This window comes from Alteromonas sp. 1_MG-2023, assembly GCF_030547075.1.
In the GTDB taxonomy this organism is placed as follows: domain Bacteria; phylum Pseudomonadota; class Gammaproteobacteria; order Enterobacterales; family Alteromonadaceae; genus Alteromonas.
Genome location: NZ_JAUOQH010000009.1, coordinates 54,345 through 74,668 on the forward strand (window position 1 = coordinate 54,345; position 20,324 = coordinate 74,668).

A 20,324-nucleotide genomic window follows, 5' to 3' on the forward strand; every position below is an offset into this window, starting at 1 on the left:
TTTAATTACAGTTGGCTAACGTCTATCCAATTGTCATTTCGACGAATAAGATCGATGAGTTGCTGGTATTGCGCACCTTCTTTAAAGGTTTGATAAGGCGCAACGGTTTCACCTTTCACATCGTTCACTAATTCGCGAATTAAATAGCGCCAATTACGTTCTGTGTCACCTTCGCCTTCGGGAGTATTGTCAATGATGTCTTGCGGTAGTGGCAATTCAGTCCACTGGTTGTTTTCATCATAATAATAAAGTGGGCCGCTGGCATAATGACCTTTAATAAAGATGGCACTCTTGCTGCCGTAAACAACGATATGGTCGTCGGTAAAGCGCGGTAGTAAACCACCATGTTTAAACAACACAGAGACAGGCTTTGCTGCAAGTTCACTTTTTAACTGTGCCAGTACGGTATACGACCATTCTACATTCGATTCACCCCATTTGAGGGTTGGGTCGTTAATATCACTTGGTATAAAGTCGCGGCGCTTTTTGAAGTTGTGTACGCCTTCAACAATAGGAGCTTTACCCAAATCATTACGGACTTCGCCCATCATGGATAAAATCTCTTCACCCACAATGGAAGTGACAATAGAAAGCTTATGGGTGAAATTATTATTTAAGCGCCCGCCACCGTCTTCTTTGCGGTGCGACCACCCAAAAGGAATGTCACGCTCTAAGTTAAAGTGTGAAATGCACTCTACTTCTAGTGGCTCACCAATCATCCCTTGTTCCACTAAACGTTTGGCGTGAATAACATGAGGCATATAGCGAAAGCTGGAAGCAAAAGCGGTTTTTACCCCTTTTTCTTTGGCTAATTCATACAGTTTTTTAGCAGAATCACCGGTGGTAGATAGGGGTTTGTCACTAAACACATGGCAGCCAAATTCAATGGCTTGAATAATGGGCGTTTCGTGGGCGCCGCCGGGTGTGGCAATCGAGACGATGTCTGGCTTACAGTCTTTAAGCGCTTGTTGCCAGTCGGTACTGAAATAGGGGATTGAAAGTTCTTTGGCTACACTTTCCACAACGCTTGGGGTTCTGCCCACTATGCCAACCACCTCTGCACCAGCATATCTAAAGGCCTCTGCATGCCCTTGGCCTGCAAATCCAGTACCTTGAATTAATACCTTGATAGGGTTACTCATGTTCTTTCCTTTATCGAATTTGTTATTACAGGGCAAAATAGCTTTACCAGTTCCACAGGGTGCCGTCTTCCAATCGACTTACCGGTAAGTAAGAGCGTTTGTAAGGGTATTTTTGCGCTGCAGATTCATCAAAATCTACGCCCAAGCCGGGTGCATCTAAAATGGCAACCGTACCGTCTTTAACTTCATATTTATGGGGGAAGATTTCATTAAGTTGTTCATTACCAAAGCCGACAAATTCCTGAATGCCAAAGTTAGGCGCCCAAATATTCAGGTGCATATGCGCAGCAAAGCACACTGGCGATAAATCCGGTGCTCCATGAGGTGCGGTTTTCACATTATAAATATTGGCAAAGTCGGCAATACGACGCAGTCCGGTTATACCGCCTGCATGGGTAGCGGCCGCACGGATATAATCAATAAGCTGGTCTTGAATGAGGTTTTTGCATTCCCAAATGGTGTTGTAGGTTTCGCCAATGGCTAGTGGGGTAGTGGTGTGATGCCTGATCACCTTATAGTTTTCTTGATTTTCAGCTACGGAGGCATCTTCAAGAAATAACAGGTTATAAGGTTCTAGTAGTTTGCCCAATCGGGCCGATTCAATAGGGGTTAGGCGGCTATGCACATCATGAAGTAAATGCACGTCATTGCCTAAGCGAGCACGAGCTTGCTTGAAAAGGTCTTCCACCATATTAAAGTATTTTAGGGTAGACCAAGGCTCTTCCGGAGGGAGAGGGCGGTTGCCTTGTAATTCAAAGTAGTCTTTCTTATCGCCAAGCACACCGTAAGTAACCCCTAATCCGGGGATGGCAGTTTGCAAGCGTACGGCTTTGAACCCAGCATCAATATGGGCTTGCGCTTTATCAATAGTGTCTTCAATAGTGTCGCCACTCGCATGTGCATACAAGGTGACTGCCGCACGGCTTTTTCCGCCCAGCAATTGATAAACTGGCATATTGGCAGCTTTACCTTTTATATCCCACAACGCCATGTCGATGGCCGCTATGGCGGCCATGTTTATGGGGCCTTTACGCCAATACACCCCTTTGTAGAGATATTGCCAAATGTCTTCAATGTCGTGGGCGTCGCGGCCAATCAAGCAAGGTGCAATATGCTCTTCAAGGCATGTGACCACCGCCATTTCTCTGCCATTTAACGTAGCATCGCCAATACCGTAAATACCGCTATCTGTAATGACTTTCACGGTAACGAAATTACGCCCCGGGCTACACACAAATACCTTAATTTCTTCAATCTTCACCAGTCTTCCCTCTCTCCATAATGAGATATAAAACGTTTTAGTAAAACGTTTTAGTTGACTAAACCTAGCATACAAATGCATAATGTCAACAAGTTGTTAACAATGGTTCAATGAACCACGGGCTCTTCGAAAAAGCTATGCAAAAAGTGAAATTGGCGGATGTGGCGCGCCTAGCCAAAGTGTCGAACAGTACGGTATCTCAGTACATTAATGGGCGTTTCGACTATATGTCGAAGGAAACCGAGCTTCGGGTTCGGGCTGCTATTAAAGAATTAAACTACACGCCTAACCGCTTTGCTCAAGGTTTAAAAGCCACTAAAACTAAGACAATAGGGGTTATTGTTCGAGATATTACTGGTTTTGATACCAGCCGAACCATTCGCGGTGTGGACGACTTCTGTAAAAAAGCGAATTACAACGCGCTTATTTACAATACTGATTTTGATCCCCATGTAGAAGCCAAATCGTTAGAGGCGTTATTTCAACTGCAAGTAGACGGAATAATCATTGCCTCATCAGGTAAAAACAATGGCCTTATTGAAGAGTATATTCATAAAGGTTTACCCATAGTACATGTACAACTAGAGCATGATGGCAGCGAGAAAAACCTTGTTTTATCTGATTACCGCAAAGCCGCTTTTGATGCTACAGATTATTTAATCGAACTAGGTCATGAGAGAATTTGTTTTGTGACGCAGGAATATCAAAACGTTAAATCGAGGAATGAACGGTACCTAGGCTATACCGATGCGCTTAAAAAGCACGGCATTCAATACAATGAAGCGTTAGTGCAATATTGGCAGCGAGAAACCGGTTTTGAACATTCTCCGCAAGAAATTATAAAATCGGACGCTGCGCCTACCGCTTTTTTTACGCAGCATCTTGCCATTACTACCGAACTGTTAGCGCACTTAAACCAAGAAGGGGTGAGTGTTCCTGACGATGTGTCTTTGTTAGGTTTTGATGATATTCCCATGACGGAGTTCTTTAAAGTGCCCATCACGGTGGTAAAACAAGAGCCGTATATTATAGGTAAAGAAGCGGCCCAGCTTCTTCTTGAATTAATTGAAGATAAAGACCGGCATTCTCAGAAAATCATGATCTCCTGTTCTATCACCGAACGAGATTCTTGCGCCGCGCCGAAGGCGACCATGGGATTGACCGTGAATAGCGAAGCCAAATAAATTGGCTAAACCAAATAAGAAAGGGCCTGTTAGAACGGTACAAATAACGTGTGCGAAATGCAAAACGCCTATTTTCAAATACCGAAAAGGTGGCAAAGGCGCACTGGTTAAGTGCTTTAAAGAACGTATTGTTGAAGATTACACCGCTACAGCGTGTGTATGCCCTGGGTGTGAGCAACCTTTTGCTCGGGAAGCCACAATAAGAGGGGCGCCAGCGTTTAAAATTATTGGTGGGAAGGTACATATGAAGTAGCGGCGAAGCATTCGAGAGGTTAATGCCCCGCCACTTTTAAAACTACGCGCTTAGGGCTATCTATGCGCTTAGGGCTATTTCGCCGCCTGTAACTTTTCATATAGAGTGTCTTTGAGTACTGCTCGGTCGTGCTTCATTTGATGCAATGTTTCGTCGGTGGTTGGGCCGCCCTTTAGCTCAAGTTTGCGAATTTCTTCATCTAAAGCATTGTACTGTTTGTTTTCGCTGGCAAACAAACTGTCACTTTCTACCAGTTTCTCGATGGTATCTTTGTATTCTGGAAAGTCAGATTGCAATGAGTGAACTTCACCTAACATAATATGCTCCTAAAATTTTTCGATGACTTTATTTGCTTTGATAGTGTTATTTAATATCTTGCACGGCTACGACTAGATCATTCCAATTGCGTTGATTCTCCATATCGTATTCCATTCCCTTGATATCAGCTTCGTTGAAGCGCTTAATAGCAGGGGTTTTACTGGTAGCTTGATATAACCAGTAAGCTTCTGCACGTAACGCTTCATCTATAGGCTTGTCGATAGATTCGTATACTGCTTGTTTACAGGCGTTAATCGATTCTGCGGGAAACAGGGCAATACGTTTCGCAAGTGCATCGACATAAGGCCCAATTTCGTCAGGCTCCAGCGCTTTATTAATAGTGCCGTAAGCTTCGGCTTCATCGGCGCTGAAATCGCGAGCACTTAGAATGATTTCAAGGGCCCGGCCTAGACCGGTTTGAAAAGTCATGCGAGACTCGCCACCGCCGCAAGGCAATCTGCCCATGTTCATATTCCTCTGGTCGCATTCGTTTGTTAATTCATTTTTTAGTTGAGATTAACTTGCCAATAAAAGATTAGCAGGGTTTGAGTGACTTAATAATTGGTAAAACCGTGAATACAGTTTATGGTTTTTGTTGAAGATAGAGGGAGCTTGTGGAGAAACCCATGTAATTCGAACAGTGTTTAAGCAAGTCTTAGACAGAAAGTTTGATGGTTGTTCAGTTGAATGAACTATCTGATGCGCTGGACATTTCTCGTAACAATTTCAAACTTCATTTGCGACTGCCTACGTTGCGTGACACGCTAAAGCTGATTATGCTCCTTCGCGATTATACTTAGGGCAATGCTCCCTTTTTACGGGTAATGCTCTCTTTCAAAGGGAATACTCTCTTTTAAGGGAGCCCCTCTCTACATGGAATTATAAGATATGAGACGAATCATAACGTTGTTCAGTTGTGTTTTGGCGGTGCTAACGACTCAAGTGTTAGCAAAAGATGTGGAATACCGTTTACCATCTTCTGTTACGCCAACCTTTCAAGACATTCATTTAAACCTAGATCCTGATGCTCCAAACTACTCGGGTTCTACCCGCATTAACATTACGGTTAATTCAGCCACGAAAAAAGTGGGCTTTTATCAGCAAGACCTTACCGTTACTCATGCCAAGCTTAGTCAAAATGAGCGGGTAATAGCACTGAATGTTGAGCAAGGTGATTACAACATTAATTGGGGTACAGCCGATGCCGAGATTGCTCCAGGCAAATACACCCTAGTCATCGACTTCGAAGGCAAGGTGAATACGTCATCTGATGGTATGTACTTGTCTCGCTTTGAAGACACAAACTACATATTTACGCAGTTTGAAGATATGCATGCACGTAAAGCTTTTCCAAGCTTCGACGAACCCGCATTTAAAATACCTTACCAAATGACCATCACTGCACCTGAAAAACAGGTCGTTGTTTCGAATACACCGGTTGAAAGCCGTGATGTTAGCGAAGGCATGCAAACGGTTAAGTTTGAGAAAACCAAACCTATGCCAACTTACTTAATTGCTTACACGGTAGGGCCGTTTGATAGTGTTGAACTAAAAGGTTTGTCGGTACCAGGTAAAATCTATGTGCCTAAAGGCTATGCAGATAAAACTAAGTTTGTGGTGAAACACACCCCTGAAATTTTAGCCACGCTAGAAGACTTTTTCGATATTAAATACCCTTACAAAAAGCTCGATTTTGTTGCTGTGCCTAACTTCACCCACGGCGCGATGGAAAACGTAGGGCTTATCACCTACCGCGACAGCTTATTACTATTAGAAGATGAGCCAGGCTTAACTGAGCGTAAAGGGCCACTTAACGTTATTGCACATGAGTTGGCGCACCAATGGTTTGGTAACCTAGTTACCATGGCATGGTGGGATGATTTATGGTTAAACGAAGCGTTTGCCTCGTGGGCGGCAAGCTACACCATGATGGAATTGTACCCAGAGCTTAATTTTGCCGATCGTATCGTGCAAGAATCTGCGTTTGGTGCCGACGCTAGCCCTACGGTTAAACCGGTTAAAAAAGTAGTGCGTATTCAACCGGATGTTATGGATGGTCTGGGGCTAAACTACTCAAAAGGCGAGTCTATTCTGCAAATGATAGAGTCGTTAATTGGCACTGAAAAGTTCCGTGAAGGCGTACGCAACTATATGAATACCCATGCGTGGGGCAATACGGTTGCTGATGATTTATGGACCGCTCTTGATGGTGTGTCAGACATTAATTTAAGCGCCATGATGAAAGCCTACTTAGAGCAACCTGCTTACCCGCTTATTACTATTGATGACAACGGCACTATTACGCAGGAACGTTTCCATTACGCGGGCGCAACGGTAGAAGCGCAAACCTGGGCAGTTCCGCTTAAACTTACTTATAAAGTAAATGGTGAAATAAAGCAGGAAGTGGTATTTATAGATAAAGCGAAAACTCAATTGCCTCAACTTGCTGAAGCTGACTGGGTATTCCCTAACGATAACGCCACAGGCTATTTTCGCTGGGCAGTTTCAAGTAAGCAACTAGATAACTTACTTGGCGATTTGGACGTGCTGAACAATCGTGAAAAGAAAAACGTGCTTTATAACATGCAGGCATTGCTTAACGCGGGTAAGGTGAATATTGATAGCATCATGCCGGTATTAAATGCATTGGCGAAAGATAATGACCCTGTTGTTAAACGTGCTGCGGTAGGTGTTTTGGCTGAGTTTGATTACTTGGTTAACGACGACAATAAAGCTAATTATGCTGCATTGTTAAATCAAGAATATTTACCGTTGCTCAACTCACTTACGCTTACGCCAGAAAGCGGCGAATCGGAAAGTGTTATTAGCCTACGAAACCAGCTTTATAGCTTGCTTGGAAACAGAGCGAACAATGAAACCCTGATTAAGCAGAGTGAATCGATAGCTAAGCAGTACATTGAAGATAGCAGTGCAGTTCCAGCAGGTATTGCAGGTACCGCAATAGGCGTAACCACGAAGCACAGCGACGAAGAGCTTTACGATACATTAGTCGCTGCATTCAAAGAAGCCCAACTACCCAATGTTAAACGTACCTTGCTTTATTCAATGCGCTATACCGATGAAGTCACGGTAAACAAGATGCTAGATTTAGCCTTAACCGATGATATTACACCTGCAAATACCCTTTATATGTTGGTGCGGGTATCGCGCAATTTAGAACTTAAAACCGTGTTGTATAAATGGTTAGATAAAAACCTAGATGCATTAATTGCCAAAATGCCTGATTACCATGTATCTCGTATGCCTGAATTTGTATCAACTACATGCAGTACTGAAAACTTGGACATGGCTAAAGCTTTCTATAAGCCAATAAAAGATAAGTACGAAGGAATGGCTCGTAGCTTCGACATTATGTTAGATGAATCGAACCAATGTTTGCGATTAAAAGCGACTTACCAAGAAGACTTCAATAAATTCTTATCTAATTATGGAAATTAAATATAAGAATTAATTAATATCTATATAAATCAACAGTATTACTGTGATTAAACGCAAGAGGCTGCCATTCGGCAGCCTCTTTTTTATTTTCTACTTCAAAATGTCACATAAGGGCGCGGTAAGCGTCAGTTTTGTTACAACCCCATCTTTTACGCAAAATTTACCCACTTAGTTTTACCTGTACCTAAGTACACTGGAGTTAATCAAAAAATAAACTTATTTAAAAGCCCTAAGCTTTTGATTTATTTATGATAATAAAAAACTGACATTATTTTGTACAAGTTCTTGCTGTGTATACGCAAGTATATAATTTAATACTCTCCTAATAAAAAGCGGACGATAACAACATGGCGAAACTGGGTAGACAAGGGCGAGCGAAGTTGAGTAAGTCAGCTTTGTGCGTGAAATTGATATTAGGTAGTGTATTAACACTACCGCTTTCTTTTAGTGCTTTTTCAGATGTTATTTGGGAAGAGAACTTCGATGCAGACGCTTTAAACGGCAAAGGAGCCGTTGGCGGTGACAGTGTTACTATTGATATGGACGGCGTTACGCGCTGGAGTATTGATGTTTCAGATGCCGATTTAACTGCGGCTTCTGACTGGTTTAAAGTCGATGGTGGCCAACTTAGTGCTCGCGACGTAGATGGTCCTGCAGTGTGGTTGTCTGAAGTTATTGTCGTAAACGGCTTAACTGACTTGCAGCTTGATGTAACTGTTTCAGAACTGAGTGGGCAAGAATCGTCAGATTTCTTTGATGTAATGTATTCTGTTGATGGCGGCGCTTTTACGCTAGTGACCCATGAGTCAGGCACTGATAGCCACACACTGGTTGATGATTATACGAGTGCGTTAGTAAATGCCGCTATTCCTGATGGAAGCACGCTTCAGATAAAATTAGTCATGCAGAACAGTGCTGGGGGTGAATATCACCTTGTAGACAGCGTTATACTATCCGGTTCGACTGGCGAAGAAGGTGGTGGCGATGAAGGCGGCGATGATGGTGAAGTATCTGACGACACACTTCGTACATTAACTGAAAGTTGCTTTAACTGCCCTGATTTAACCGCGGTTAAATTACCCAGCGAATATGTTGAAGCTGATTATTATGCGCAGCTTGATACCGCAATAACGAACAATGAAAGCGCTGAAACACTCAAAGCGCTGGCACAAAATATTATCTCGCTAGACCACCACCAGCTTTCTTATTCAGAAGCATGGACAGCCCTTACCGATACCGATCAAGACCCAGCCAACCCAGACAATGTAGTATTGTTCTACATGGGAACGTCGTTAGCTAAATTTAGTAACGGTAGCGGTACCCAAAGTAGTAACCAAGATAACTGGAACAGAGAACACGTTTGGGCAAACAGCCATGGTTTCTCTAGCAATAACCTTGCAGCCTATACCGATATTCATCACCTTCGCCCGACCGATATTTCGGTAAACGGTTCTCGCGGTAATCTCGATTTTGATTTCAGTGACGGTGCACTATCTGAAGCGCCAGCAAACAAAATTGATAGTGACTCTTTTGAACCTCGTGATTCAGTAAAAGGCGATGTAGCGCGCGCTATGTTCTACATGGACGTACGTTACGATGGAAGCGATACCAGTGAATCGGAAGAAGACTTGGTATTAGTTGACCGTTTAACCAGCACTGACGAAGCGGCGCATGGCAAACTGTGTGTATTGTTACAGTGGCATGAAAGTGACCCAGTAGATGAGTTCGAGGAAGACCGAAACAGTAAAGTTTTCGAATTCCAAGGTAACCGTAACCCGTTTATTGATAAGCCAGAGTTAGCCTCGCTAATCTTCAACACTGATTGTGACGGTAGCGATGCTGGCGGTTCAGATGATGATACTGACGACGGAGACACAACTGGCGGAAGCACAGGCTCAGGCCACGCAGTCTTTATTTCTGAATACATTGAAGGTAGCAGTTTTAACAAAGCCATAGAGATTTACAACGGCTCTACAGAAACAGTAGATTTAAGTAACTACAAGCTTAAACTGCTTTCTAATGGCGCAACTGCGGTAGGTGATGAGAAAGTGCTAGCGCTTAGCGGTACATTAGCCTCTGGTGCCGTGGCCACCTTTAGCCATGCTAGCGCAGAAGAAGTACTTGCTACAGGTTCAACGATAAGTAGTTTTGTCATGAACTTCAATGGTGACGACTACATCGAGCTAAGCTATGGCGACGAAACCATTGATGCTGTTGGTACATTCGGCGTAGATACCGACTGGGGTAAAGATGTAACCCTAGTACGTAAGGCTTCAATTACCGAAGGTAATGCAACCCGCAACCCCGCTTTCGATCCCGCTAGCGAATGGGATAGTTACAGCCAAAATACCTTCGATTATTTTGGTTCTCACAACGGTAGTGTAGTCGAACCTACAGATCCAACCGACCCTACAGATCCAACTGATCCAACTGATCCAACTGATCCGACAGACCCTGTTGACCCAGTCGATCCGGTAGACCCAACGGTTGAATTGGTACTTATCAGTGAACTGCAGGGCGACGGTGATGCATCACCATTGGCTGACACAACCGTTATTATTGAAGCGGTTGTGACTAAGGTAGCTGAAGATTTATCTGGTTTCTTCGTTCAAGAAGAAATGGCTGATTCTGACGGTAACGATGCAACATCTGAAGGTGTGTTTGTGTATGCAACTTCGCTTGATACTTACCCTGCGGTAGGTGATTTAGTGCGCATGCAAGGTGATGTAGTTGAGTATAACGACTTGACTGAGTTTGTATTATCAGGTGAAGTTGAAGTACTAGGTGCGGGCGGCAGTGTACTATACACCGAACTTAGCATGCCATTTAGTGCTGATACTAACCTTGAAGCCTATGAAGGTATGCAAATTACCTTTACACAATCTTTGTTAGTGAATGATGTGTACAACCTAGGCCGTTACGGTCAGTTTAACGTGGGTTCTAAACGCGTGATGATCCCCACAAACCAATATCCTGCGGGTTCTGCTGACGCATTAGCATTAGCGGAAGAAAATGCCCTCAATACGTTATTGGTAGATGATGCTTCAAACAGCCAAAATCTAGATGGTATTCCATTCCCAGTAGGTGGGCTAACTCACAATAATCCACTTCGCCTAGGTGATACGGTTGCAAACCTAACAGGTGTAATGCATTACTCGTTCAGCGAGTATCAATTGCTACCAGTGATGGATTTAGAATTAGTACGCACTAATGCACGTACGGCTTACCCATTAATCGGCCTAACCGGAGACGTAAAAGTGGCTAGCTTTAACGTACTCAACTATTTCGATGGACCAGATTTCCCAACCTCTCGTGGTGCCACCAATGAATTTGAATTGGTACGCCAAGAAGCGAAAATTGTTGCAGCATTAGCGGCAATGGACGCGGATGTTGTTGGTCTTGTAGAAGTTGAAAATGATGGACACGGTGAAGACTCTGCCATTGCAACGCTAACCGCAGCAGTTAATGCTGAAATGGGCGGCGATGTTTATAGCTATGTGTCAATTACTGAAGCGCTAGGTACCGACGAAATTGCAGTAGGCATGATTTACAAGCCTGCAGTAGTCACACCATTTGGTAATGCAGTGACTTCGTCTGAATCACCTTTTGACTATGGTAACCGTCAGCCGCTTCTTCAATCATTTACAGTGAACGCTAACGGTGAAGCATTCACCCTTGCCGTAAACCACTTTAAATCGAAAGGAAGCTGTTCTAGTGCTACCGGAGATAACGCCGATTCAGGTGATGGTCAAGGCTGTTGGAACGCATTGCGTACCGATGCAGCTAATGGCTTAGTTGCCATTGTGGAAAACAATAGCGATACCTTGTCTGACCGCTTGTTAATTATGGGCGACTTGAACGCGTATGCTGCAGAGGAGCCTATTTTGGCCCTTGAAAGTGCAGGTTATACCAACCTAGTTAACACCTTTGGTGGCGACTCGGCGTACTCATACACCTTTGATGGCGAGCTTGGTTACCTAGATCACGCGCTATCAAGCCCTACGTTAACTCAATACGTGGTTGATGCGACGGTATGGCACATTAATGCAGATGAGCCTCGAGTGTTTGATTACAACGAAGAGTTTAAAACTGACGCGCAAATCACCGATTATTATGGTGCTGATGCGTACCGCTCTTCAGATCACGATCCAGTATTGGTAGTGCTTAACTTCCCAGATGCGGTTCAACCTGGCGATTTTGATGGCGACAACGACGTAGATTACAACGACATTATGGCGTTCTATGGCTTGTTCTTATCAGGTGGTGCAAGCGATTTGGCGAATGATTTTAATAACGATGGCATGGTTAATTTCTTTGACCTTAATGCCTTAATGGCCATGTGTACCCGCGCTGGTTGTGCAGTAGAATAAGTAGGAATTAGAAAATGAAAAAATTTATTATTGGTTTATTTGCACTAGTTGGTTTCAGTGCGCATGCAGCGGTGATCAACATCAGTACTGACCAAACTATATATAACGTGGGAGATACAATAACTGCCAATGTTTGGATTGATATAGCCGAGTTGCAAGACAGCAATCTGGCACAGCCAATCATTAGTGGTTTTGTGATGTCATTGATGACAGATCCTACAACTGTTTCATACAATGATAATTCGATTATGTTTGGTGATAAATTGGGGGCAGGGGCTTTGAGTGCTTTTTTACCAGCAGGATTGGGAATGTATTCTATACAGTCTGCAGGGTTCACTTCTACCCTGTTTTCTCTTCAGGCTGGACTAACGTCTTTCGAACTTTTCTCGCTTGAGTTTACCGCTTTAAACAGCGTTTCAGACGCGCTTTTCGGTCTTACTGCTAGTGTGAGTGAGCTTGGTTCATTCCTAGGAACGCCGGTATCAACGGCCTCAACCGCGTTTTCTGTCGAAGCGACTTCAGTTCCAGCACCAAGTACTGGTGTTCTAGCATTACTTGCATTTTTCGGTTTGGCGGTATCGCGGGTTAAGGCTCGTCGCTAATCGAGATATTCTAGCGATAAAGTGAAATAAGCTTTTTACAAAGCGTTTTAATAAAAACCCAGCATTTGCTGGGTTTTTTATATTTTAAACTCGCTAAATCATCTAGTACTTCTCGTTCAGGCTACCAGCAGCGCATACGATAAAATTTTTATTTACAGCTGGATCAAAATAAACCACACTGTTTAAAAATACAGTCAAGTGGGAATATTATGTCTGCCACCCAAATACTAGGCAATGACGGGCCAGAATTCGGCCTCAGCGATGCTTCACCTTCAGAAAACGCCAGTCTTGATACTGTCAGCTTTGCTCAGCGCCAGCGGTTGGCGTATATCGATTTTTGTTTGCTGTTCAAAGGGGCGATTTATCGCCAAGATCTTATTGGCCGCTTCGAAGTGGGCTTGTCTGCGGGCTCTCGCGATTTCAGCCTATACAAAGTGTTAGCTCCAAATAACCTTACGTATGACGCCAGAGAGAAACGTTATTTTCAAACTGATACATTCACGCCCTTATTCGAGCACGATCCCCGAAGAACCTTGGTAAAGTTGGCGAACGATATTTCAGATGGTTTCGATGCTATCGGAGATATTCATTTTCCAGTAGAAAGTGCATCGTCGTTAAATGTGCCCGACATTTATGTGGTAGCAAAATTAGTGCAAGCCATTGTTAACAATAAAGCGGTGAGTGTTATATATACATCGCTTTCAAGTGGTTCGGGGGCGCGAGAATTGGTACCCCATAGCATTGTAGATAATGGCCAGCGTTGGCACGTGCGTGCGTTTGATAGAAAAACCGGAAGCTTTAGAGATTTCGTGCTAACCCGTATTAGTAAAGTTACCCTAAAGGCCGCCCCTGCATTAAGCGAACAAAGCCTTGCTGATGAAGCATGGCAGAGAAAAATAGCCTTAGAAGTGGTGCCGCACCCGAAAAATATAAACCATCCTACTGCCATTGAGCTTGATTATGGTATGGAAGAGGGGGTACTTCAGCTTGAAGTACGAGCTGCTATGGCGGGGTATTTATTGCGCAGGTGGAACGTAGATTGTACGAAGTACGCTAGCCTACGAACCGGTGAATACCAATTGTGGTTACGTAATCAAGAAACGCTGGAAAATACCGATAATCTGGCCATTGCGCCAGGCTATATTGGTGAAGAAAAGCGCTACGAGTAAGCAGCTTAGCGCGTTTGGGTAAACTGCTTAATACATGAAAGTAGTAACTCTTTGTTTAATGGTTTGGTAAGAAAATCATTCATGCCCGCGTTTAAGCATTCTTCTTTATCTTCTGGGAATGCATTGGCGGTCAGCGCGGCTATAGGCGTGTTCACCTTTAACTCATTTCGTATAATGTTCGATGCCATAATGCCATCCATTACGGGCATATTGCAGTCCATTAAAATGAAATCAAAAGTGTGTTTAGTACAGGCCGCTACCGCTTGTTCTCCATCTTTCACATGAATAATTTTATAACCTTCACTTTCAAGCATGGCTTTTACAATTTCTGCATTTATGTCGTTGTCTTCAGCAATTAGAATGCGTAATTTCTTAGTGGCAACTGATGGTAAGGGGGCAGGGGCGCTAACTTGCGTGACAAGGTGTTGTAAATCCAATTCTAGATCTTTGCGAATAATAGGCTTGGCGTGGGTGCGCCAAATCATGTCACTTATCTCTTTTCCACATTCTAGCTGTTCTAGTTCGGCTGAAATCAAGATGACTTTCGGAAACGGCGTAATGCCTAACGTTAATAATTCTTTTAATAAGTCTACGCCGCTCATTTCAGGCATGGATAAATCGAGAATAATAACGGGGTAGTTACTAGGCGTATTTTCTAAAAATGCTTTGGCACTAGAGTAGCTTGTGGGTATTAATGACATGGCGGCAACCACATGTTCAAGATATTCACGACTGGTGAGTAAGTCGTCCACAATTGCACATTTTAAGGTGGCACCAGGCTTAACTTCAATTTCGGGTAAAGACTCTTCAATAACAGGAAGGGTTAATGTGAAATCACTACCCACTCCGACAGTAGTGGTAACCGTAATATCGCCATCCATTAATTGCGCTAACTCTTTTGCAATACTAAGGCCTAGCCCTGTTCCGCCATAATGACGTGTGGTGGTTTGGTCGGCTTGCTCAAACTTTTGGAAAATCGTAGTTAGCTTTTCATTCGCTATGCCAATACCAGTATCTTTAACCGAAAACAGTAAGGTGTTGCCATTCGTATCTGTAGTTTGGCTTATCGACAAAGACACGCTGCCAGATTCGGTAAACTTAATAGCATTGCTTAACAAGTTATGTAAGATTTGTGCTATTCGTGTGATGTCACCTTGAATGACAGGGGCCAAATTCTGTTGTTTATTGTAATAAAACGCCAGCCCTTTATTTTGGCAGTAAATACGCTGTATCGACACCACTTCGTCTAATAACTGAAGTAAGTCTACCGGTCCTTTTTCTACACTAATTTTGCCCGCTTCTATTTTCGATAAATCTAGAATGTCGTTTATTAGTGTAAGCAATTGTCTACCAGCGGCTTTGGCTTTTCGCAAATAATTGTCGCTTTTAGCGGGGTTATCCATTGCGAGTTCAATCATGCCGAATAAACCATTCATCGGGGTGCGCAGTTCATGGCTCATGCTGGATAAAAACTCAGATTTTGCCCTATTGGCCTCTTGGGCTTTTTGCGCTGCTACCTCTGCTTTATTTGAAGCTTTATGAAGGTGCTGAATAGTTCTCTTTATTTTTCTATCCATAGGCGCAAAAATGAAGAGCGCTTCCATAGCGAGTAAAAATATCGTGACCGCCCATAAATAAAACTCTAGGGATGACACATCATCTACATGCCCTTTGGCTTCCTGTTCAAATGTATAAACCACAGTATTAAGCTGTTTTAATAACACCGTTGCTTGCTCGATAGGAATGGCAATTGACGACGAACATTGGGGTGTTTTAACAAGAGATTTAGCTTGCGAAATATACTGTGTAACTTTTGCGTCTAATTCGCCAGCGCCAAAATACATATCGGAGATACTAGCAGGCAAAGAAGGTAAAGAAGTGAGTTTGCTATGGTTACTTGAAAAAGTGCGAATAGCAGCATCAAGCATCGCGGTTGAAGCGGCGCTATCTTGACCACATGCATTTATCTTTTGCACCAGTAATGCAATGCGCTGAGACAGCATTCGCTGTTGACCAGCAATATTGATAATTTCCGCATCAAGACGCTGATCATCTAACAGTGTTCTCATTGTAAATACTGACGCAGTAACAAGCCCAGCAATCAGGAGAAGCGCTAAGGTGTATCTTATGCGAATTGACATAAAAATAATGTTTGTCTTTGAGTACTTAAAAGATAATGGATCGCTTGGATATACGCAATTTTATGGTGGGGATAAATACAAAGTTTTTCGTATGAAAGGAGCCACTTGGCGCAGCATGGCAAGGCTACAAGGCTATTTAATACTTTAGTGTGGACGTAAAATATAGGTGTATAACAGGAGTAAAATGAAGTGGAATAAGCGGCGCTTACACTTAATTAGCCTAAGCGCCTTTTTGTATTTAACAATTATAAGCGAGCAGGCAAAATTTCGAATTGAATAGGCTTATAGCGAAAGTTATTTGATTCGCCGGCCGAGCACGCGGTAAGGCCAACAATCATGTCCATTTTTGCTTCGAAGATAGTATAGTCACCCGCCTTACTGGTAGGAGGAAGTACGGCAATTTTCCCTTCTTTACTGATATCAACGTGCATGAAAGTATTGAACGTTGTGCCTATGTGATGGGCAGGAATATCGAACTCGGCAAAGGCAGTTACCAAATTTCCATGGCATCCAGGAACCGGTGTTTCGGTAGGGTAAAAGTGTTTAAATGTATCTACACTGCAAGGCGTTAATAAGAAATCGTGCTCTTCAACCGTGTCTTCGATAATTTCAAACATCACCTGACTTTCGTTCGAGTAAAGTTTGCAACCGGTTTTAAATTGTGTACTCTCGTTATAATCTAAAGAACGGCCCGATGACATAAATTCATTCTTATCATGCGCATTAAAGGCATATAAATCGGCAACTTGTTCACCTTCCGGGTCGATAACTTTAAGTTGCTCACCTTGTTTTATGGTGAATGCTGTTCCGCTTCTTGGTTGTATTGTTTGTCGCATTGCCGCCTCGTTCTGTTTTATTTCAAATCTGTGTTGATTCAATAAGGAATTAGTTCTGACTCGCATGGAATGGGCACTGCCAATTATTGGGCTGCTGCTTCCCACTGTATTGATACGCCTCTGATTCCTCACCATGATTTTGCAATAAAGTATTTTTTGACCCACAGAAGGCTTCATCTTGTTGACGAATGTGGTCTCTTAAACTTTCAAATTTACCTTGTTCGCGAAGCAGTTCAAATTGCTCGTGTAAATTAAACACAAGGGCAGGGCGTTCAAAACGCCTACTTTTACGTTTCGCACCTGGGTGAAGGCCAATGATGAAAAATGCCTTGCCGCCCAAGCTAAAACTAAAATTAGGGTTGTGGGGATTGTCGTCTACCTCGTCATCCCAATCGTATAAACAAGAGTCAATGTCGTGTAGATTTTGAAGTTTGCGCCAAAGTAGTTTGTCAAAAACCGCTTCGGTAATGACTTCAGGTAGTTCGAATGTGAGCACTAGCGAAGAATACATATCTTGGTCTATTTCGAACTGATGAATGAAGTCATATATATCAGTCAAAATATCGGTATCGTTCATATCACACAGAAGGTTATCGTACTGACGCACAGTAACTTTTCCTTTATTCAGTGCTGTTTTCGCACCGACACAAGGAAATTCCGCTTGGTCAATGAACGCAGACAATTTATTGTCAAGATCAGGCTTAAGAATAGACATACTCACTCCTTGAATACTCACATAGTTCGGTTACACGTCGACTGGAGGTAATGATGACTAGGTGCTAAAGATGACTAAGCGGTTTGTTTTACTAGCGCAGATTCCACGTTTTGCGCTTCGCTCTTAACAGCAACAGCTGGTTTGTCTCGCTTTGGAAGTTGCAGAACGTGAATGCCTTCGGTTTCAAAATCCTTATTGATATAACCGGCTTCTGCATATGCGTTTAAAACATCAAGTCGTGGATTAACGCCCCATTTCGCATGATAGCGCTCGGCGTTTCTAACAAAATCTAATAGGTGGTTAATCGGACAACGATAATTTAGTCGCTCTGGAGCAAAGGTGTGCAACTCAATCTGATTGAGTGAAAACCCAAGTGATCGGCAATTGGTAAAGAAGTCTTCATCATTTAGTCCGAAGCCGTCGTAACCTTCATCGAAACCGCCGGTTTTCTTAAAATCTGTCTTGCTAATAAAAAACACTGTAGAACAAATGCTATCGTCACTAGACTTTCCATGATCATCTTCCTGTTTTCTTGACGGTATTTCGTTATTGTCTTTGCTTGGTAATTCTTGATTGTTGATTTGACGCAGAGTTTCATAGGGCAATGACCACTGCGGCTCTGGAATAAAGGTCACTTTAGTAAATACAACCGACCCAGGTCGCCACGCATTCATACCCTTTGAGATAAAATTTTTATCAACAATGGCATCAACGTTTATGTAAGCAAGCAAATTACTTTTAGCTTCTTGTAAGCCGCGGTTACGCGCTCTTGCAATGGGTAGTGCTGCATTGGCAACAAACTTATGTACGATGTTAAATTTCTCACTCTTCGCTAGTGAAAGCGTAGATGGAGAACACATCCAAACAATTACAAGTTCATCGGGTAATGGGTTACATGACTCAAGCTGTTCTATGAGTCTGCAGAGCTTTTCTGTTCGACTTTTTACAATCGTTACTACGCTGACGGGTGAATGCATGTAAACCTCCTAATTTCCCTTTGGGTAACTGTTGGATGATTGGTAGGAAACACTGCTCTCTACCAACAACACCAAACGTCGCACTAACTGACTTACGTGATTCTTAGTAAGCAATTATTAGACCTTAGTCTAATATGTTGAAAAGTTTAGAGAATATAAGTTTTGGTGAGGTTGTACTTTTAAATTACATTGCAAAGAATTCACTGGGTGTGAATCTATTTCATACTCGCATTAGCCTAATTGATCAGGAAATGAGAGAGGATTTGGCGGAATTTTAAAAAGGAAATGACCGAATTTAAGCACGGTTAAAAAGAGGTTAAACCTCTCTTTAACTATGATGTCCGTACATATTAGTTTGCAGTACTCTTGTTATCTATCTTTCGTTTATCGATGACCTGTTTGTCCGTGTTTTGTTTATCGATGCCCTGTTTATCAGTATTCGGGCCGGCAGGTTTCTGCTTAGCGCTATTCGAGGCAGTGGTGTCTAAATCCACAACCTTTCGCTCCACAACCTTTAACTCGACAATCTTTGAGGCATTTATTTGCGCGTCATCAATATGTGGGTCATGGATGTTCGGGCTGGGAGCAACAGGTTGAAGATACTCGATAGGCTTATTTCGCACACACAACCTATTTTCGTTGAATATCTGGCAACTGCCTTTATATCGTTTGGTATCTGCGACAATATAGCTGCATGTATCACCTTTTGTTTTAGCTTTACAGGCTAGCACTGCATCATCGTGGATATGACCGCTGTGGGCCAATACTACAGACGAGCACAGCATTACCATTAAGATGGGCATTGCACAAAATGATGCCAGTAAGGGTGAGCGTAAAGTCTGCATTAATTTAGCGCTATACTGCCTTGGGCACCTTGGTAGCAGCCAATAAACATGTTTTCTGCCGCACTGGCTGCATGGTAGTGATAGCCTCTGGTCTCGTCTTCATGGCCTCGGCACTCATCAAGATCATAATCTTCTTCACCGTCAGCGTTGAGCATGCCGTATATGCCATACCCATCAAGTGCGTAACCCATTAGGTTGGCATGATCATCAATGGTGGTCACAACTTCACTACACCCCAAAGATGCGTGGTAGTGATAACCTTCAGCGGGGTTAACATGGCCACCACAGTCGTCAAAGGCGGCAATGGTATTGGCGGCTAAAATTTGGGTTACTGGGGCTGGGCCGGCTATGACTACGCCGTTTAGTGAAACACCTAAGTCAGCGCCTATAGTTTCAGGGTTTGACATCGGCACTGGGGTAACGGGAATCAATATGGTTTGCTGCATACCGCCGTCATAATAGCTAATCGAGCATTGTACGCAGTGATTTTGATATTCGGCTGCTACATTAGGACGAGCTGCGGCCTCACACGCTACCTGTGTGTCTGTTACATGAATCTCGCCGGTATCTTCATCGTATAACTCCCAATCGTCGCCATATAAGGTTTTAACATCAACAAAGAACTGACCTTCAAGTGGGTACACTTCGCCACTGCCGTCAAACCATATACCGCCTTCAGTGGCATCATCTGTGATATTAGAAGGGCAAAATGGCCCTATTTCAGCATTGGCAGGTGCACCGTTAATTACCACTTTGTAGCATTGGGTAGTGGTGCCGTCGGTAAGCGTACACGAGGTGGTTGTGATGTTCTCGGCAAGTCCAGCAGCTAAGAAATAATCTGGATTTGGGCCTACTTGATTGCTGTCCGTATCATCTGGTGCATCCGAAGCATCATCGCCTGAGCCGCTGTCAGCAGATGTATCATTCGCCGCTGCTGAAGAATCGGTCGAATTGTCGCTATCGGAACAGGCAGATGTGCCTAATAACGCGAGTATGACCAGTGTGTAAAATGATGTCTTCATGAATTGCTCCTGAACTTTATTTTAGATTTG

Annotated in this window: 16 protein-coding genes and 1 pseudogene; 7 read left to right on the forward strand and 10 right to left on the reverse strand. The window is 43.2% G+C overall.

The window, feature by feature from the left end; translation table 11 throughout:
* Positions 1-5 precede the first annotated feature (5 nt).
* Both Q4561_RS11130 and manD read right to left on the reverse strand, forming a co-directional pair.
* Positions 6-1,142 carry a Gfo/Idh/MocA family protein gene (locus tag Q4561_RS11130; protein WP_303460322.1) on the reverse strand — a complete coding sequence of 379 codons (1,137 nt, stop codon included), beginning with the start codon at positions 1,140-1,142 and terminating at the stop codon, positions 6-8.
* 43 nt (positions 1,143-1,185) lie between these two features.
* Complete coding sequence (gene manD, locus Q4561_RS11135; RefSeq protein ID WP_303460325.1) at positions 1,186-2,403, reverse strand: D-mannonate dehydratase ManD; 1,218 nt, start codon at positions 2,401-2,403, stop codon at positions 1,186-1,188.
* Positions 2,404-2,540: 137 nt separating this feature from the next.
* On the opposite strand from manD, the gene Q4561_RS11140 reads away from it, so the two are divergent.
* Both Q4561_RS11140 and Q4561_RS11145 read left to right on the forward strand, forming a co-directional pair.
* Positions 2,541-3,587 carry a LacI family DNA-binding transcriptional regulator gene (locus tag Q4561_RS11140; RefSeq protein ID WP_303460327.1) on the forward strand — a complete coding sequence of 349 codons (1,047 nt, stop codon included), beginning with the start codon at positions 2,541-2,543 and terminating at the stop codon, positions 3,585-3,587.
* 1 nt (position 3,588) lies between these two features.
* Entirely contained in the window at positions 3,589-3,840 is a 252-nt protein-coding gene (locus tag Q4561_RS11145) for a hypothetical protein (RefSeq protein ID WP_303460330.1), read from the forward strand.
* Positions 3,841-3,914: 74 nt separating this feature from the next.
* On the opposite strand, the gene Q4561_RS11150 is transcribed toward Q4561_RS11145, so the two are convergent.
* Both Q4561_RS11150 and Q4561_RS11155 read right to left on the reverse strand, forming a co-directional pair.
* Positions 3,915-4,157 (reverse strand): YdcH family protein, encoded by a 243-nt coding sequence (locus tag Q4561_RS11150; protein ID WP_303460332.1) that lies wholly within the window; start codon positions 4,155-4,157, stop codon positions 3,915-3,917.
* 46 nt (positions 4,158-4,203) lie between these two features.
* Positions 4,204-4,629, reverse strand: a pseudogene (locus Q4561_RS11155) (enoyl-CoA hydratase-related protein); the annotation flags it as partial.
* A gap of 417 nt (positions 4,630-5,046) precedes the next feature.
* Between Q4561_RS11155 and Q4561_RS11160 the strand changes: the two are divergent.
* From Q4561_RS11160 to Q4561_RS11175, 4 genes are all read left to right on the forward strand, one after another.
* The gene (locus Q4561_RS11160) at positions 5,047-7,617 is read left to right on the forward strand and encodes a M1 family metallopeptidase (protein WP_303460338.1); all 2,571 of its coding nucleotides are present in this window, start codon (positions 5,047-5,049) and stop codon (positions 7,615-7,617) included.
* Between the two features lie 347 nt (positions 7,618-7,964).
* Positions 7,965-11,987, forward strand: a complete 4,023-nt coding sequence (locus Q4561_RS11165; RefSeq protein WP_303460341.1) for an ExeM/NucH family extracellular endonuclease — start codon at positions 7,965-7,967, stop codon at positions 11,985-11,987.
* A gap of 14 nt (positions 11,988-12,001) precedes the next feature.
* The gene (locus Q4561_RS11170) at positions 12,002-12,589 is read left to right on the forward strand and encodes a hypothetical protein (RefSeq protein WP_303460343.1); all 588 of its coding nucleotides are present in this window, start codon (positions 12,002-12,004) and stop codon (positions 12,587-12,589) included.
* Between the two features lie 209 nt (positions 12,590-12,798).
* Positions 12,799-13,758, forward strand: coding sequence for a WYL domain-containing protein (locus tag Q4561_RS11175; protein ID WP_303460345.1), 960 nt, complete (start codon positions 12,799-12,801; stop codon positions 13,756-13,758).
* Between the two features lie 5 nt (positions 13,759-13,763).
* Here Q4561_RS11175 and Q4561_RS11180 read toward each other — a convergent pair whose 3' ends face one another.
* Positions 13,764-15,899: a response regulator gene (locus Q4561_RS11180; RefSeq protein ID WP_303460348.1), complete on the reverse strand. Its 2,136-nt coding sequence runs from the start codon at positions 15,897-15,899 to the stop codon at positions 13,764-13,766.
* Between Q4561_RS11180 and Q4561_RS11185 the strand changes: the two genes are divergently transcribed.
* Positions 15,886-16,047: a hypothetical protein gene (locus Q4561_RS11185; protein ID WP_303460578.1), complete on the forward strand. Its 162-nt coding sequence runs from the start codon at positions 15,886-15,888 to the stop codon at positions 16,045-16,047. The genes Q4561_RS11180 and Q4561_RS11185 overlap by 14 nt on opposite strands.
* Before the next feature lie 97 nt (positions 16,048-16,144).
* Here the strand turns inward: Q4561_RS11185 and Q4561_RS11190 are convergent, their stop codons facing one another.
* The 5 genes from Q4561_RS11190 to Q4561_RS11210 all read right to left on the reverse strand — a co-directional run bounded on the left by Q4561_RS11190 (position 16,145) and on the right by Q4561_RS11210 (position 20,294).
* A complete protein-coding gene (locus Q4561_RS11190) occupies positions 16,145-16,735 on the reverse strand; it encodes an urea carboxylase-associated family protein (protein ID WP_303460350.1) in 591 nt (196 codons plus the stop codon).
* Between the two features lie 49 nt (positions 16,736-16,784).
* The gene (gntA, locus tag Q4561_RS11195; protein WP_303460353.1) at positions 16,785-17,450 is read right to left on the reverse strand and encodes a guanitoxin biosynthesis heme-dependent pre-guanitoxin N-hydroxylase GntA; all 666 of its coding nucleotides are present in this window, start codon (positions 17,448-17,450) and stop codon (positions 16,785-16,787) included.
* Positions 17,451-17,524: 74 nt separating this feature from the next.
* On the reverse strand, positions 17,525-18,427 hold the full coding sequence (locus tag Q4561_RS11200; RefSeq protein ID WP_303460355.1) for a glycosyltransferase family 2 protein: 903 nt from the start codon (positions 18,425-18,427) through the stop codon (positions 17,525-17,527).
* Positions 18,428-18,777: 350 nt separating this feature from the next.
* Positions 18,778-19,272, reverse strand: coding sequence for a hypothetical protein (locus Q4561_RS11205; protein WP_303460358.1), 495 nt, complete (start codon positions 19,270-19,272; stop codon positions 18,778-18,780).
* On the reverse strand, positions 19,272-20,294 hold the full coding sequence (locus tag Q4561_RS11210; RefSeq protein ID WP_303460360.1) for a YHYH protein: 1,023 nt from the start codon (positions 20,292-20,294) through the stop codon (positions 19,272-19,274). Before Q4561_RS11210 ends, Q4561_RS11205 begins: the two co-directional genes overlap by 1 nt.
* Positions 20,295-20,324 lie beyond the last annotated feature (30 nt).

Excerpts from the sequence above, each read along its gene's own strand:
- Q4561_RS11130 (WP_303460322.1), bottom strand. The coding sequence starts at position 1,142 with ATGAGTAACCCTATCAAGGTATTAATTCAAGGTACTGGATTTGCAGGC.
- Q4561_RS11140 (WP_303460327.1), top strand. The coding sequence starts at position 2,541 with ATGCAAAAAGTGAAATTGGCGGATGTGGCGCGCCTAGCCAAAGTGTCG.
- Q4561_RS11150 (WP_303460332.1), bottom strand. The coding sequence starts at position 4,157 with ATGTTAGGTGAAGTTCACTCATTGCAATCTGACTTTCCAGAATACAAA.
- Q4561_RS11160 (WP_303460338.1), top strand. The coding sequence starts at position 5,047 with ATGAGACGAATCATAACGTTGTTCAGTTGTGTTTTGGCGGTGCTAACG.
- Q4561_RS11165 (WP_303460341.1), top strand. The coding sequence starts at position 7,965 with ATGGCGAAACTGGGTAGACAAGGGCGAGCGAAGTTGAGTAAGTCAGCT.
- Q4561_RS11170 (WP_303460343.1), top strand. The coding sequence starts at position 12,002 with ATGAAAAAATTTATTATTGGTTTATTTGCACTAGTTGGTTTCAGTGCG.
- Q4561_RS11175 (WP_303460345.1), top strand. The coding sequence starts at position 12,799 with ATGTCTGCCACCCAAATACTAGGCAATGACGGGCCAGAATTCGGCCTC.
- Q4561_RS11185 (WP_303460578.1), top strand. The coding sequence starts at position 15,886 with ATGCGAATTGACATAAAAATAATGTTTGTCTTTGAGTACTTAAAAGAT.
- Q4561_RS11180 (WP_303460348.1), bottom strand. The coding sequence starts at position 15,899 with ATGTCAATTCGCATAAGATACACCTTAGCGCTTCTCCTGATTGCTGGG.
- Q4561_RS11190 (WP_303460350.1), bottom strand. The coding sequence starts at position 16,735 with ATGCGACAAACAATACAACCAAGAAGCGGAACAGCATTCACCATAAAA.
- gntA (WP_303460353.1), bottom strand. The coding sequence starts at position 17,450 with ATGTCTATTCTTAAGCCTGATCTTGACAATAAATTGTCTGCGTTCATT.
- Q4561_RS11200 (WP_303460355.1), bottom strand. The coding sequence starts at position 18,427 with ATGCATTCACCCGTCAGCGTAGTAACGATTGTAAAAAGTCGAACAGAA.
- Q4561_RS11205 (WP_303460358.1), bottom strand. The coding sequence starts at position 19,272 with ATGCAGACTTTACGCTCACCCTTACTGGCATCATTTTGTGCAATGCCC.
- Q4561_RS11210 (WP_303460360.1), bottom strand. The coding sequence starts at position 20,294 with ATGAAGACATCATTTTACACACTGGTCATACTCGCGTTATTAGGCACA.